The organism is Streptomyces sp. NPDC008317, from assembly GCF_042955955.1.
In the GTDB taxonomy this organism is placed as follows: Bacteria; Actinomycetota; Actinomycetes; order Streptomycetales; family Streptomycetaceae; genus Actinacidiphila.
In genome coordinates this window covers 1,084,201-1,098,952 of the sequence record NZ_JBIBFQ010000002.1, presented here as the reverse complement: position 1 = coordinate 1,098,952, position 14,752 = coordinate 1,084,201, and the positions used below count along the sequence as shown (strand labels likewise).

The following is a 14,752-nucleotide window of genomic DNA, read 5'->3' as shown; positions in this document are numbered from 1 at the left end:
TTTGCCTGAGTCAAAGGTAGGCGGACGCGGGGCCGGGCGGAAGACCCCTCCGAAACCTGTGGATAACTTCAGTCGGACCGGCCCGACGGCGGCGCGGTCGACCCGCGGACCATGAGTTCCGTACGGATCGTGGCGACCCCGCCCGGCGGCGGGGACAGCCGCCCCATCACCAACCGCCCGGCTCGCGCGCCCGCCTCCTGCAAGGGAATGCGGACCGTCGTCAGGGCCGGGGAGACATCGGCGCTGAACGGCAGATCGTCGAATCCGGCGACCGACACGTCACCGGGAATGCTCAGCCCCTGGTCCCGCAGCGCCGCGCACACGCCGAGCGCGACCGTGTCGTTCGCGGCCACGATCGCGGTCAGACCCGCGTCCCGCCGCAGCAGTTCGAGCGCGGCGTCGTAACCCGACGCCCGGTCGTACGTCCCGTGCACCGTCAGCCGCTCCGCGTACGCCTCCGGATCCGAGGTGATCCGGGTACCGCTCGCGGCCAGGGCCGCACGGTGGCCCTCCAGCCGGTGCCGGGAGGTGCTGCGCTCGACCGGCCCCGTCACGTAACCGATTCTGCGGTGGCCCAGGGACAGCAGGTGCTCGGTCAGCCGCCGCGCGCCGCCGCGGTTGTCGAAGGCGACGGTGGCCGCGACGAGCCCGCTGTCCGGCAGGGTCAGCGGGGGACGGCCGCACAGCACGACATTGGCGCCGGACGCGGCGAGCCGGGTGAGCCGCGCGGTGACCGCCGCCGTGTGCTCCGCGCTCTCCACGGCGCCCCCGGTGAGGACCACGCCCGCCGCGCGCTGGCGTTCGAGCAGCGTGAGATAGGTGAGTTCGGCCTCGGGAGATCCGCCGGTGTTGCACACGACGGCGAGCTTGCCGCCGCCCGGCGCCGCGCCCGCGCTGATCTCGGCCTGGACGGCGCTCGCGATGAGCCCGAAGAAGGGGTCGGCGACATCGTTGACGAGGACGCCGACCAGGTCGGAGGTGGCGGCGGCGAGGGCCCGCGCCTGGCCGTTGACGACATAGTCCAGTTCGGCGACGGCGCGCCTGACCCGCTCCCGAGTGCTTCCCGCGACCGGGTAGTTGCCGTTCAGAACACGGGACACGGTCGCCGACGATACTCCGGCGCGCGCCGCCACATCGGCCAGAGTCACTGCCATCTCGGTCCGGTCCTTCTGCAGGGGGCGGTGGGCGCGAGGGGCGCCGTGAGGTGCGCGTTCCCGCTCGCAGGGGCACATGGTCTCACTTCGTGGACGCGAGGGGGAGCGGTGGCGCATGTGAGAGAAAGCGCTTCCATTCACCACCAGGAGACTCTTGTCGAACGCAGGCCGTAGCAGCTAGCGTAAACGAGCAGAAAGCGCTTGCTATTGCCGCGCTGGTGACCGTGGACGCGTTCCCTGCACCCGGCAGCGACGAGAGGACTTGTCACGTGACACGCAGGACAGTGCGGATCGCCATGAACGGCGTCACCGGGCGGATGGGATACCGGCAGCACCTGGTCCGCTCCATCCTGAGCCTGCGTGAGCAGGGCGGACTCGACCTCGGCGACGGCACCACACTGTGGCCCGAGCCGATCCTGCTGGGCCGGCGCGAGCACGCGCTGCGGGCCATGGCCGAGCGGCACGGCATCGAGCACTGGTCGACCGACCTCGACGCCGTCCTCGCCGACCCCTCCGTCGACATCTATTTCGACTCGCAGGTGACCGCGGCCCGCGAGACCGCGCTGAAGGCGGCCATCGCCGCGGGCAAGCACATCTACTGCGAGAAGCCCACCGCCACCTCACTCGACGGAGCGCTGGAACTAGCCCGGCTCGCCACATCCGCGGGCGTCAAGCACGGCGTCGTGCAGGACAAGCTCTTCCTGCCGGGCCTGCTGAAGCTCAAGCGGCTCATCGACGGCGGCTTCTTCGGCCGGATCCTGTCCATCCGCGGCGAATTCGGCTACTGGGTCTTCGAAGGCGACTGGCAGAGCGCCCAACGCCCCTCCTGGAACTACCGCTCGGAGGACGGCGGCGGCATCGTGGCCGACATGTTCCCGCACTGGGAGTACCTGCTGCACGAGCTGTTCGGCCGGGTCCGTACCGTCCAGGCGCTGGCCACCACCCACATCCCGCAGCGCTGGGACGAGAAGGACAAGCCGTACGACGCCACCGCGGACGACGCCGCCTACGGTGTCTTCGAACTCGAGGGCGGCGCCGTCGCACAGATCAACTCCTCCTGGGCGGTGCGCGTCAACCGCGACGAATTGGTGGAGTTCCAGGTCGACGGCACGCTCGGATCCGCGGTCGCCGGGCTGCGCAACTGCCGCGTCCAGCACCGTTCCGCCACGCCGAAGCCGGTGTGGAATCCGGACCTGCCCGCCACCGAGTCCTTCAGGGACCAGTGGCAGGAGGTCCCGGACAACGGCGACTTCGACAACGGATTCAAGGTCCAGTGGGAGCTGTTCCTGCGGCACGTCGCGCTCGACGAGCCCTGGCAGTGGGACCTGCTGGCCGGTGCCCGGGGCGTCCAGCTCGCCGAACTCGGCCTGGCCTCCTCCACGCAGGGCCGCCGCTTCGAGGTTCCGGAGCTGGCCCTGTGAGCATCCTGCTGCCGGACGCGTCCGGTGAAACGCGCACCTATGTGCCGCGTTCGGAATCCGTCACCTATAGCGCGGATCTTCCGCTGCGCAGCCGTGTCGTGTACTCCGCCGCCCATGTCGTGGCCGACCCGCTGCGGACGGCGGCGGACGAGCCCGCGGCCGTCGACTGGGACGCCACTCTCGCCTTCCGCCGCCATCTGTGGTCGCACGGGCTGGGCGTGGCCGAGGCCATGGACACCGCGCAGCGCGGCATGGGGCTCGACTGGGCGGGCGCGGCGGAGCTGATCCGCCGGTCGGCGGCCGAGGCGCGTGCCGTCGGCGGCCGGATCGCCTGCGGTGTCGGCACCGACCAGCTCACCGGTCCCGCCGCCACACTGGACGAGGTCGCCGCCGCCTACGAGGAGCAGTTGGCGCTCGTCGAGGCGACCGGTTCGCAGGCCGTCCTCATGGCGTCCCGCGCCCTCGCCGCGGTCGCGAAGGGCCCTGAGGACTATCTGGAGGTGTACGGGCGGCTGCTGCGTCAGGCCGGTGACCCGGTGATCCTGCACTGGCTCGGCCCGATGTTCGACCCGGCGCTCGCCGGGTACTGGGGCAGCGACGATCTGGACGCGGCGACCGACACCTTCCTCGACGTCATCAAGGCCCACCCGGACAAGATCGACGGCGTGAAGATCTCGCTGCTCGACGCGCGGCGCGAGGTCGAACTGCGCCGCCGCCTGCCGCAGGGCGTGCGCTGCTACACCGGCGACGACTTCAACTACCCCGAGCTGATCGAGGGCGACGAACAGGGCTTCAGCCACGCGCTGCTCGGCATCTTCGACCCGCTCGCGCCCCTGGCGTCGGCGGCCGTCAGCGCCCTCGACACCGGGGACGCCGCCGGTTTCCGCCGCGTCCTCGACCCCACCGTCGAGTTGTCCCGGCACCTGTTCCAGACACCGACACGCTTCTACAAGACCGGTGTCGTCCTGCTCGCCTGGCTGGCCGGGCACCAGTCGCACTTCAGCATGGTCGGCGGTCTCCAGTCGGCCCGTTCCCTGCCGCATCTCGCCCGCGCCTACGAACTGGCCGACCGGATCGGCCTGTTCCCCGACCCCGGACTCGCCGAGGCTCGGATGCGCGGCCTGCTCGCCGTATACGGAGTGGACGCATGACCGTACCGACGTCGCCCGACCCCGAGTCCTCCGCATCCGCCTCTCACGACGACGTGCACAGCGACGTGACCTGCGACCTCTCGCGGCTGAGCATCAACCAGGAGACCGTCAAGCAGTGGTCGCTGCCCGAGCTGGCCAAGGGGTGCGTGGCGGCCGGGATCGGCTCGGTGGGGCTGTGGCGGGCGCCGGTGCGGGAGTACGGCGTCGAGCGTGCAGCGGACCTGATGCGGGACAGCGGGCTCACCGTGACATCGCTGTGCCGCGGCGGATTCTTCACCGCGACCGACCCGGCGGAGCGGGCGACTGCGCTGGACGACAACCGCGCGGCGATCGACGAGGCGGCGACGCTGGCAACGGCCACCTTGGTGCTGGTTTCCGGCGGCCTGCCCGCGGGCGACCGCGACATCGCCGCCGCCAGGGAGCGGGTCGCCGACGCGATCGGCGAGCTGGCGCCCTACGCGGCGGAGCACGGGGTACGGCTCGCGATCGAGCCCCTGCACCCGATGTACGCCTCCGACCGGTGTGTGGTCTCCACGCTCGGCCAGGCGCTGGACATCGCCGAACGTTTCCCCGCGGACCACGTGGGTGTCGTGGTCGACACCTATCACCTGTGGTGGGACGACATGGTGCCTACGCAGATCGTCCGGGCCGGAGCGGGCGGCAGGATCGCCTCCTTCCAGGTCGCCGACTGGGTGACGCCGCTGCCGGAGGGGGTGCTGCTGGGGCGGGGACAGCTCGGTGACGGCTGCGTTGACCTGCGGGGACTGCGTGAGCAGGTGGACGCGACGGGCTTTCGCGGGCCGGTCGAGGTGGAGATCTTCAACCCCGCGCTGTGGGCCAGGGACGGCGCTGAACTGGTCGCCGAGATCGCCGATCGGTACCTCCGGCACGTTCTCTGAAAAAAACTTGAGAGATTACGCATCCGTCGTACAACCCTTCCGGGGGGTCGGTGGTCTTACTGGGCATCAAGGCTCCTGGGAGGGGTTTCACGGAGCCGAGAGGGAAATGCGCCCGAGGGGGGCTTCGGGGGTAGCAGGGGGGAAACGAAAGAGGTCCGGCCTTGTGCCGGACCTCTTTCGTATCTCTGTGCGGACGCTGTGACCGCCGGGGCGGCTCGCCGCGTCCGCCTCACTTCGCCCGGCGGGCCCGCTTGGCCAGCACCGTCGCCACCACGGGAATGAGCGTCTCCAGCGCCCCCGTGACCGCCGCCACCGGAAGACCCGTCCGCTTCGACACCGCGCGGGCCGTCGGCGCGGTCGCCTTGCGCAGCACCGTGGTGAGCAGACCGCCGCCCACGCCCGTGCCGAGCCCCGCGAAACCGGCGACCCCGGTGAGCGGCTCCGGTTCCGAGGCGGCCTGCTCCAGCGCCTGGCTCAACTCCGCGGTCCCGCCCGGTGTCACCGCCTCGTCCGTGACCACACCGGTCAGCGAACCCACCGAGGCGCCCACGACCTGCCGAGCCGCGTCCGTGTCCGTGCCGAGCCGATCGGCCATCTCCTGAAGCCGCTCGTCACCCAGCTCGGTCAGCACTTCGTCCTGCAGCGGTCGGTCGCTCATGTGCCGCACGCTACGCGGGCGCGCGAGCGGCGGCCCCCGGAGTTCGGCCGAACGCGTGAAGGGCCGCAGCCGGGTGGCCCGAGCGGCGTTGTCCACAGGGGGAGTTGCCGCCGGAGAGTTATCCACAGGGCGGCGACGGGGTGTCCGAGTCAACCGGTACCTTCGGAACAGATCACCAACGGGAGGGCCGGGAAGGGAGGCCGGGCATGGGCGAGTCGGGGCTGGCCGTGCTGGACGGCGTCCTGGAACGGATCACCTACGCCAACGAGGACACCGGGTACACGGTCGCGCGGGTGGACACCGGCCGTGGCTCGGGGGATCTGCTGACGGTCGTCGGCGCGCTGCTGGGGGCGCAGCCGGGGGAGTCGCTGCGGATGCACGGCCGCTGGGGCTCGCATCCGCAGTACGGCAAGCAGTTCAGTGTCGAGAACTACACGACGGTGCTGCCGGCCACGATCCAGGGGATACGCCGCTACCTGGGATCGGGGCTGATCAAGGGCATCGGGCCGAGGATCGCGGAGCGGATCGTCGACCACTTCGGCACCGGCACGCTGGAGATCATCGAGGGCGAGCCGAAGCGGCTGATCGAGGTGCCGGGGCTTGGCCCCAAGCGCACCAAGCTGATCGCCGCCGCGTGGGAGGAGCAGAAGGCGATCAAGGAGGTGATGGTCTTCCTCCAGGGAGTGGGGGTGTCCACTTCCATCGCCGTGCGGATCTACAAGGGCTACGGGGACGCGTCGATCTCCGTGGTGAAGAACCAGCCGTACCGGCTGGCCGCCGAGGTCTGGGGGATCGGCTTCCTGACCGCGGACCGGATCGCGCAGGCGGTCGGGATACCCCACGACAGCCCGGAGCGGGTCAAGGCGGGATTGCAGTACGCCCTGTCGCAGGCCACTGACGGCGGCAACTGCTATCTGCCCGAGGAACGGCTGATCGCGGACTCGGTGAAGCTGCTCCAGGTCGACACGGGCCTGGTGATCGACTGCCTGGGCGAGCTGGCCGAGGAGGAGGGCGTCGTCCGGGAGAGCGTGCCCTCGCCGGACGGGCACGAGGAACAGGTGAAGGCCGTCTACCTGGTCCCCTTCCACCGGGCCGAGATATCGCTCGCCGCCCAGTTGCTGCGGCTGCTGCGCGGACCGGAGGACCGGCTGCCCGCCTTCCGGGACGTGGAGTGGGACAAGGCGCTGGCCTGGCTGGCGGCCAGGACGGGGGCCGATCTCGCACCGGAACAGCAGGAGGCGGTACGGCTGGCGCTGACCGAGAAGGTCGCCGTGCTCACCGGCGGCCCCGGCTGCGGCAAGTCGTTCACCGTGCGCTCGGTGGTGGAGCTGGCGCGCGCGAAGAAGGCCAAGGTGGTGCTGGCCGCCCCGACCGGCCGCGCCGCCAAGCGGCTGGCCGAGCTGACCGGCGCCGAGGCCTCGACCGTGCACCGGCTGCTGGAGCTGAAGCCGGGCGGCGACGCGGCGTACGACAAGGACCGGCCGCTGGACGCGGATCTGGTGGTGGTCGACGAGGCGTCGATGCTCGACCTGCTGCTGGCGAACAAGCTGGTGAAGGCGGTGCCGCCGGGCGCGCACCTGCTGTTCGTCGGCGATGTGGACCAGTTGCCGAGCGTCGGCGCAGGTGAGGTGCTGCGTGACCTGCTCGCGGCGGACGGCCCCGTGCCCGCCGTGCGGCTCACACGTATCTTCCGGCAGGCCCAGCAGTCCGGGGTGGTGACCAACGCGCACCGGATCAACTCCGGTGTCCCGCCGCTCACTCAGGGCCTGCCCGACTTCTTCCTCTTCGCCGAGGAGGACTCGGAGGAGGTGGCCAGGCTGACCGTGGACGTGGTGGCCCGCCGCATCCCGGCCCGCTTCGGGCTCGACCCGCGCCGTGACGTCCAGGTGCTCGCGCCGATGCACCGAGGTCCCGCGGGCGCGGGCGTGCTCAACGGACTGCTCCAGCAGGCCGTCACCCCGGCGCGGCCCGACCTGCCCGAGCGCCGGTTCGGCGGCCGGACCTTCCGGGTCGGCGACAAGGTCACGCAGATCAGGAACAACTACGACAAGGGCGCGAACGGCGTCTTCAACGGCACGGTCGGCGTGGTCACCGCGCTGGACACCGTCGAGCAGCGCCTCACCGTGCACACCGACGAGGACGAGGAGATCCCGTACGACTTCGACGAGCTGGACGAACTGGCCCACGCGTACGCGGTGACGATCCACCGCTCGCAGGGCAGCGAGTATCCGGCCGTGGTGATCCCTGTCACCACCAGTGCCTGGATGATGCTGCAGCGCAATCTGCTCTACACCGCTGTGACCAGGGCGAAGCGGCTCGTCGTGCTGGTCGGATCGCGTCGCGCCATCGGTCAGGCGGTGCGGACGGTGTCGGCGGGAAAGCGCTTCACGGCTCTCGACCACCGGCTGTCCAGGGGCGCAAAATAGGCACTGAGTGCCACCTTTCGGCCCGATGGCCGACCCCGAGTGCACACGCCAGTGCCAAATGGGGGACAGTGGACCTCGTCAGGGCACCTCGAAGAAGAGGCAACACCGTCGGTGAGGGAATGACGTGAGCGACAAGTCTGTAGTACTGCGGTATGGGGACGGCGAGTACAGCTACCCGGTGGTTGACAGCACCGTCGGTGACAACGGCTTCGACATCGGCAAGCTGCGCGCCGACACCGGGCTGGTCACCCTGGACAGCGGTTACGGCAACACTGCGGCCTACAAGTCCGCGATCACCTTCCTCGATGGTGAGGAAGGCATCCTGCGCTACCGCGGTTACCCGATCGAGCAGCTCGCCGAGCGCGGAAGCTTCCTGGAGACCGCCTACCTGCTGATCAACGGCGAACTGCCGACAGTCGACGAGCTGGCCGAGTTCAAGGGCGAGATCACCCAGCACACCCTTTTGCACGAGGACGTCAAACGGTTCTACGACGGCTTCCCCCGTGACGCCCACCCGATGGCGATGCTGTCGTCCGTGGTGAGCGCGCTGTCGACCTTCTACCAGGACAGCCACAACCCGTTCGATCCCGAGCAGCGCCACCTCTCCACGATCCGGCTGCTCGCCAAGCTGCCGACCATCGCGGCGTACGCGTACAAGAAGTCCGTCGGTCAGCCGGTGGTCTACCCGCGCAACGACCTCGGCTATGTCGAGAACTTCCTGCGCATGACGTTCTCCGTGCCGGCCGAGGAGTACGAGCTCGACCCGGTCGTGGTCAGCGCCCTCGACAAGCTCTTCATCCTGCACGCCGACCACGAGCAGAACTGTTCGACGTCGACGGTCCGGCTGGTCGGCTCCTCGCAGGCGAACCAGTTCGCCTCGATCTCGGCCGGTATCAGCGCGCTGTGGGGCCCCCTGCACGGCGGCGCCAACCAGTCGGTGCTGGAGATGCTGGAAGGCATCCAGGCCGACGGCGGCGACGTGGACGCCTTCATCCGCAAGGTGAAGAACAAGGAAGACGGTGTGAAGCTCATGGGCTTCGGACACCGCGTCTACAAGAACTTCGACCCCCGGGCGAAGATCATCAAGTCGGCCGCGCACGACGTCCTGTCGGCGCTCGGCAAGTCCGACGAGCTTCTGGACATCGCGCTCAAGCTCGAAGAGCACGCGCTCGGCGACGACTATTTCGTCTCGCGCAAGCTGTACCCGAACGTGGACTTCTACACCGGTCTGATCTACCGGGCCATGGGCTTCCCGACCAGCATGTTCACCGTGCTGTTCGCCATCGGGCGGCTGCCCGGCTGGATCGCCCAGTGGCACGAGATGATCAAGGAGCCCGGCTCCCGCATCGGCCGTCCGCGGCAGATCTACACGGGCGTCGAGATCCGCGACTACGTGCCCGTCGAGGGCCGCTGAACCACGGGCTGAGCCTGGCCCCACCACGCATGAAGAAGCGCCCCGCGCTGGATCCCCCCACGGGTCCGGCACGGGGCGCTCCCGTTCCCGGAACGGATCCCCCCACGGGTCCGACCGGGCGTCTTTCGGCGGCTGCGCCGTGCCGGGACGACTGCGGCCCGGGAGGGCCGCTCAAAGCTCCCCGGACATCGCCCCGGCGACGCATTCCCGGGCCGTCCCCCAAGACAGCCCGTTCCGCAGCCCCCCACCGGCTCCGCCGGGAGCGCGGTGCTCAAGACATAAGACCCACGAACCACCGTAATGGTTACGTTCCAAGCCCTGTGATCTACGTCTCTTCGAATGGGGGCGTTTTCGCAGGCTACCCCGCTCGCGGGCGGTATGGGGCGATCCCGTAGCGTGCTGTCTCCTCATGAGGGGCGGAGTACATGGCACAGAACGGGACAGCGGGCCGCAGCGTCGTCGTGACCGGCGGGGGTACGGGCATCGGTCGGGCGATCTCGATCCGCTTCGCCGAGGAGGGCCACCACGTCACGATCGTCGGCCGTCGCCGTGAGGTCCTGCACGCCACCGCGGAGGAGCTGCGCCGGGAGCGCGGGCTGGACGTCACCCCGGTCGCCTGCGACCTGGCCGACCCCGACGACGTCGAGGCGGCGCTCCGGCACCTGCCCGAGCAGGTCGACGTCCTGGTGAACAACGCGGGCAGCCGGGAGCTGGCGATCGGCGCGGGCCCGCACGGGGTGCTCGCCCGCTGGCGCGGCGACTTCGAGCGCAATGTGCTGACCGCGGTGCTGCTGACCGAATCGCTGCGAGACCGCTTCACCGACAGCGGCCGGGTGGTCACGGTCACCTCGGTGGCCGCGCTGCGCGGTGGCGGCTCCTACGGGGCCTCCAAAGCCGCCCTGCACGCCTGGAACCACTCGCTGGCCGCCCAGCTCGGCCCGCAGGGCGTCACGTGCAACATCGTGGCGCCCGGCACCGTGGCGGGCACCGAATTCTTCGGCTCGCGGCTCAACGACGCCGAGCTGACCCGGCGGGCCGGGCGCACGCTCGTGGGTCGCGTCGGCCACCCCGCCGACGTGGCGGCGGCCGTGCTCTTCCTCGCGTCCCCCGACGCCGGCTTCATCACCGGCGAGATCCTTCAGTGCAACGGCGGCGAACTGCTCGGCCGGTGACCCGGTGACCCGGTGACCCGGTGACCCGGTGACCCGGTGGTCCCTGTGCTCCCGAGGCCCTGTGCTCCGGAGGTCCAGTGCGCCGGGAGCATTCCGCGTTCCGTGACAGGCGCGCCCGTACTCCCTGAGGAGTAGCCCGACTGGACCCTCAGGATGAATTCTCCTGGGAGCCCCCGAGGAATCCCCTGATCCGCGGGAAACCCCCTTGCCCCGTCCCACCGGCCGCTGTCAGTTTTGAAGCCCGGGGGCGGGAAGAGGGGCGGTGGAATGGACGTTGCACTGAACGTGTCGTCACTGGACTTCACCTCGGGTCTCGCTGAGTACCTGCGAGGTGGACACGTCTTCTGGGCATACGCGGTACTGGCCCTCACCACGGCCCCGCCGCTCGTGCCCAACTCCGTGCTGCTCGTGACCGGCGGAGTGATGGCGGCCGAGGGACGGCTGGACATCGCCCTCGTGCTGCTGGTGGTGGCGGGCAGCGCGGTCCTCGGCGACATGCTGATCCACCGCACCGGCCGGGCGCTCAGCGGCCGTGTCCTGGCCCGCATGGAGCGCGACGAACGCCGGGCGGCGCTGCTCAGATGGGCCGCCCTACGGATACAGCGGCACGGTGTGCCCTTTGTGATCGGTGTGCGCTTTCTGCCCAGCGGCCGAGTGATAGGCGGTCTCGCGGCGGGTGTCGTGCGCTATCCCGCCCGGCGTTACGCGGTGGGCGCGGGTGTCGCGGAGGCCGTCTGGGCCAGCTATTCCGTCGGAGCCGGTTATTTCAGCGGCAAAGCCGCTTCCAACTCGTTCTTCGCCCTCTGCCTGGGGCTCGGTATATCGATGCTCGTCGCCGGTATCGGCACGCTGGTGCAGTGGGTCTCGCGGGCGCGTGAGCGTCGCGATCCCCGCCTGGTGGTGGAGCGCGAGGCGACCCGGCCTCCCTCGATGGTGGTACGGGCGTCCTTCGCGGGTGACGCGGTGGTCGTACCGGGACCCTCCGGCGGTGGTGGTACGGGACCGGCCGGTGGCCTGCCCGCGGGACCAGGGGCAGCGGCCACCACCACATCGACATCCGTCACAGGCGCCACTGTCGCGCGCACAAGTCCGCCACCGGGCAAGGACCGGGGCGGATTTCCCTGTTTCTTGGCCGGCCGCGGCAAGTAGCCTTCGGCCGCGTGCCCGGACCCGGAGTCAGCGCGCGGCGGCGGTGTCCGTGCTGTCTTCTGGGCTCCTGTCCGGGGCGGCGCCCTTGTCCGGGGCGGCGGCCGTGCCCGGACCGGTGACCGCCCCAGTGCCCAGGTAGGGCGCCAGATAGCGGTAGAGCATCCCCTTCATCTCCCGCGCGTACGCGTCCCGTTCCTCGCCCTCGTGCTGGACGACGAGGTCGAGTCCTGCCTTGAACATCGCGAAGGACATCTGCGCCACAAGCGTGCGTTCCGCTGTGGACAGCGACGGCTGACGGACGCCGAGCAGTTCGGTGAGGCGCGCGAGCAGTGACGCGTGCAGCTCGTCGTGGCCCTCGGCGACCTTGCCGGGAGTGTCCGGGCCCTTGATCAGGGCGAGGAAGGCCGGGTTGGCGCAGTTGAACTCGATGAAGGGGCCTGCGACGGCGTCGATCATCTCGTCCAGCGGCAGCAGGGCGTTCTCGACGGTGAAGACCCGGCCGTGGGTGGCTTCCATCTCCTTGGCGAGCTGGCTGCCCAGCTCGACCGCGATGGCCTCCTTGTTCGGGAAGAACTGGTAGAGCGTGCCCGGCGACACCCCTGCCTCGCGGGCGATCGCGTTGGTGCTGGACGCCGTGTAGCCCAGCGCGCAGAACACGCTGGCGGCGGCCTGGAGGAGCTGTGTGACACGCCGCTCGCCACGGGCCTGCCGACGGCGCGGCTGCCGCTCTTCCGCCTCGGACACGGTGACTCCCCAGGGGTATTGACAAACACGAGCGTTCGCTCGCATTCTTGAAACGCGAGCGACAGTTCGCATTTGCGATTCTACGTCGCACTACGGGGAGAGGACACCTTTTGTCATGGCTGATGTCAACCACGACTCCGAGGTCGGGGGCTGGACGCGGGCCGTCACAGCCCGGCCCAGGCTGACGCTGCTGCTCGCCCTCCTCTTCACCGCGCTCGCGGTCGTCGCCGGGCGAGGCGTGGCCGACCGGCTGGCCAGCGGCGGCTGGGAAGCGCCCGACTCCGAGTCCTCGTACGCGACCGCGGCGCTCGCCGACCACTTCCCCGCCTCCCAGCCCAATCTGGTCCTGCTGGTCGACGCCAAGGGCGCGGGAGTCGACAGCCCCGCCGTGGCCGCGCAGGGGCAGGAGCTGGCCCGCAAGCTCGCCGCCGATCCGGCGGTCACCGGCGTCACCTCCTACTGGGGCACCCACGCGCCGGTGCTGCGCGCCAAGGACGACGGCTCGGCGATGATCACCGCCCGACTCAAGGGCGACGACGACGCGGTGGCCACCGCCGTCAAACGGATCGCCCCCGCCTACCGCGGGGAGCACGGACCGGTCGACGTGAGCGTCGGCGGCTCGGCCGCCGTCCGGCACGAATTGCAGAGCACCATCCAGGACGACCTGGTCAAGGCCGAGATGATCGCCCTGCCCGTCACCCTGATACTGCTCGTCATGGTCTTCGGCAGCGCCATCGCCGCACTGCTGCCCCTGGGCGTCGGCATCATCGCGATCCTCGGCACCAACGCGGTGCTGCGCGCCATCACCTCGTTCACCGACGTCTCGGTCTTCGCGCAGAATCTCACCACCGCGCTCGGCCTCGGCCTCGCGATCGACTACGCCCTGTTCATCGTCCGCAGATTCCGCGAAGAGCTGGCGACCGGACTCACCCCGCGCGCGGCGGTCGGAGTGACCCTGCGCACGGCGGGCCGCACCGTCCTCTTCTCGGCCCTTACCGTCGCCGCCTCGCTCGCCGCGATGCTCGTCTTCCCGCAGTACTTCCTGCGCTCCTTCGCCTACGCGGGGATCGCCGTGGTGCTGCTGGCCGCCGCCGCGGCGCTGATCGCGCTGCCCGCCTGCCTGGTCCTGCTCGGAGACCGGGTCAACGCGCTGGATCTGCGCAAGGCATTGCGCCGCAGGCCCGCGAGCGACCCCGGCGCGGGATACGCCGCCTTCGCCCGGCTGGTGATGCGCAGGGCGCCGCTCTTCGCGATCGGCGCGGTCGCGGGCCTGCTGCTGCTCGGACTGCCCTTCCTCCAGGTGCGCTTCGGCGCCGCGGACGATCGGCAGTTGCCCTCGGCGGCCGAGTCCCATGTGGTGCAGCAGCACATTCGCCAGGAGTTCCCCGGCAGCCCCGACGGCGCCATCACGGTGCTGGCCGAAGGCGCCGACCGGTCCCAACTGGCCGGATACGAGAAGCGGGTGGCCGCCCTGCCCGGCGTGGTCCGGGTCGAGGGGCCGGTCGTCGCCCAGGACTCAGGCGCCGCCTACATGACGGTGCTGTCCACGAGCGAGGCGGTGGACGCCGGCACCCAGCACCTGGTCGGCGCGATCCGCGCCGTGCCCACGGACTTCAAAGCCTCGGTGACCGGCCAGGCCGCCGTCCTGGTGGACACCAAGGACACCATCGGCCAACGGCTGCCATGGGCGGCCGGGATCATCGCCCTGGTCACCTTGCTGCTGGTCTTCCTGCTCACCGGCAGCGTGATCATCCCGCTCCAGGCGGTGCTGCTCAACGCGCTGAGCCTCACCGCGATGTTCGGCGCGGTGGTGTGGGTCTTCCAGGACGGTCATCTGTCCGGACTGCTGGGCTTCACAGCCACCGGCAGCATCGAGACGACCCTGCCGGTGCTGATGTTCTGCGTGGCCTTCGGACTCTCCATGGACTACGGGGTGTTCCTGCTCTCACGGATCAAGGAGGAGTACGACCGCAGTGGCGACCACCAGGCGTCCATCGAGTTCGGGCTCAAGCGGACCGGCGGACTGATCACGGCGGCGGCGGTGATCCTGGCCGTGGTGATGGTCGCGATCGGCACGTCGCGGGTGGCCAACACCAAGATGCTGGGGCTCGGCATCGCGCTCGCGGTGCTCATGGACGCGATGGTGGTCCGCACCCTGCTGGTGCCCGCGGTGATGCGGCTGACCGGGCGGGCCACCTGGTGGGCGCCGCCGGTGCTGCGCCGCTTCCACGACCGGTTCGGCATATCGGAGGGCGGCGGCCAGGAGGCGGCGGAGGGCACGAAGGCCCCGCGCTCCTCGCAGGAGCGGCGGGACCCCGAGCCGGCCACGCGGCACTGAGGCTCAGTCCGGATCCCGGCGGCCGCGGTTTCCCGGCCGCCGGGCACTCCAGGCCCTGACGGTATCGGCGTACCAGAAGGGCTTGCCGCCCTCGACGACATCGGGCGGCGGGAGATGCCCGTGCTTCCGGTAGGAGCGGACGGTGTCGACCTGTACGCGGATGTGCGCGGCGATCTCGGCGTACGACCACAGGGTCCGGTCGGTCATCCCAGGTACCTCCGTACGG

The 14,752-nt window shown here is 70.4% G+C and carries 12 protein-coding genes; 8 read left to right on the top strand and 4 right to left on the bottom strand.

Annotated features, from left to right (window positions below):
• Window positions 1-68 precede the first annotated feature (68 nt).
• Window positions 69-1,154 carry a substrate-binding domain-containing protein gene (locus ACFY9V_RS09755; protein WP_391160492.1) on the bottom strand — a complete coding sequence of 362 codons (1,086 nt, stop codon included), beginning with the start codon at window positions 1,152-1,154 and terminating at the stop codon, window positions 69-71.
• Between the two features lie 269 nt (window positions 1,155-1,423).
• On the opposite strand from ACFY9V_RS09755, the gene ACFY9V_RS09750 reads away from it, so the two are divergent.
• From ACFY9V_RS09750 to ACFY9V_RS09740, 3 genes are all read left to right on the top strand, one after another.
• Window positions 1,424-2,575, top strand: a complete 1,152-nt coding sequence (locus ACFY9V_RS09750) for a Gfo/Idh/MocA family oxidoreductase (RefSeq protein ID WP_391160490.1) — start codon at window positions 1,424-1,426, stop codon at window positions 2,573-2,575.
• Complete coding sequence (locus ACFY9V_RS09745; RefSeq protein ID WP_391160489.1) at window positions 2,572-3,726, top strand: DUF993 family protein; 1,155 nt, start codon at window positions 2,572-2,574, stop codon at window positions 3,724-3,726. Before ACFY9V_RS09750 ends, ACFY9V_RS09745 begins: the two co-directional genes overlap by 4 nt.
• Window positions 3,727-3,791: 65 nt before the next feature.
• A complete protein-coding gene (locus tag ACFY9V_RS09740; RefSeq protein WP_391160613.1) occupies window positions 3,792-4,625 on the top strand; it encodes a TIM barrel protein in 834 nt (277 codons plus the stop codon).
• 229 nt (window positions 4,626-4,854) lie between these two features.
• Here the strand turns inward: ACFY9V_RS09740 and ACFY9V_RS09735 are convergent, their stop codons facing one another.
• Window positions 4,855-5,283: a DUF937 domain-containing protein gene (locus ACFY9V_RS09735; protein WP_355337030.1), complete on the bottom strand. Its 429-nt coding sequence runs from the start codon at window positions 5,281-5,283 to the stop codon at window positions 4,855-4,857.
• A 206-nt stretch (window positions 5,284-5,489) separates the two neighbouring features.
• On the opposite strand from ACFY9V_RS09735, the gene ACFY9V_RS09730 reads away from it, so the two are divergent.
• The 4 genes from ACFY9V_RS09730 to ACFY9V_RS09715 all read left to right on the top strand — a co-directional run bounded on the left by ACFY9V_RS09730 (window position 5,490) and on the right by ACFY9V_RS09715 (window position 11,444).
• Complete coding sequence (locus ACFY9V_RS09730) at window positions 5,490-7,709, top strand: ATP-dependent RecD-like DNA helicase (protein WP_391160487.1); 2,220 nt, start codon at window positions 5,490-5,492, stop codon at window positions 7,707-7,709.
• 124 nt (window positions 7,710-7,833) lie between these two features.
• Window positions 7,834-9,123 (top strand): citrate synthase, encoded by a 1,290-nt coding sequence (locus ACFY9V_RS09725; RefSeq protein ID WP_188280320.1) that lies wholly within the window; start codon window positions 7,834-7,836, stop codon window positions 9,121-9,123.
• 425 nt (window positions 9,124-9,548) lie between these two features.
• Window positions 9,549-10,295, top strand: coding sequence for an SDR family oxidoreductase (locus ACFY9V_RS09720; protein WP_391160485.1), 747 nt, complete (start codon window positions 9,549-9,551; stop codon window positions 10,293-10,295).
• Between the two features lie 267 nt (window positions 10,296-10,562).
• The gene (locus tag ACFY9V_RS09715; protein WP_391160482.1) at window positions 10,563-11,444 is read left to right on the top strand and encodes a VTT domain-containing protein; all 882 of its coding nucleotides are present in this window, start codon (window positions 10,563-10,565) and stop codon (window positions 11,442-11,444) included.
• A 27-nt stretch (window positions 11,445-11,471) separates the two neighbouring features.
• On the opposite strand, the gene ACFY9V_RS09710 is transcribed toward ACFY9V_RS09715, so the two are convergent.
• Window positions 11,472-12,188 (bottom strand): TetR family transcriptional regulator, encoded by a 717-nt coding sequence (locus tag ACFY9V_RS09710; protein ID WP_391160480.1) that lies wholly within the window; start codon window positions 12,186-12,188, stop codon window positions 11,472-11,474.
• Window positions 12,189-12,303: 115 nt separating this feature from the next.
• Between ACFY9V_RS09710 and ACFY9V_RS09705 the strand changes: the two genes are divergently transcribed.
• Entirely contained in the window at window positions 12,304-14,526 is a 2,223-nt protein-coding gene (locus ACFY9V_RS09705) for an MMPL family transporter (protein WP_391160478.1), read from the top strand.
• Window positions 14,527-14,529: 3 nt separating this feature from the next.
• On the opposite strand, the gene ACFY9V_RS09700 is transcribed toward ACFY9V_RS09705, so the two are convergent.
• Window positions 14,530-14,733 (bottom strand): AlpA family transcriptional regulator, encoded by a 204-nt coding sequence (locus ACFY9V_RS09700; protein ID WP_188280324.1) that lies wholly within the window; start codon window positions 14,731-14,733, stop codon window positions 14,530-14,532.
• Window positions 14,734-14,752 lie beyond the last annotated feature (19 nt).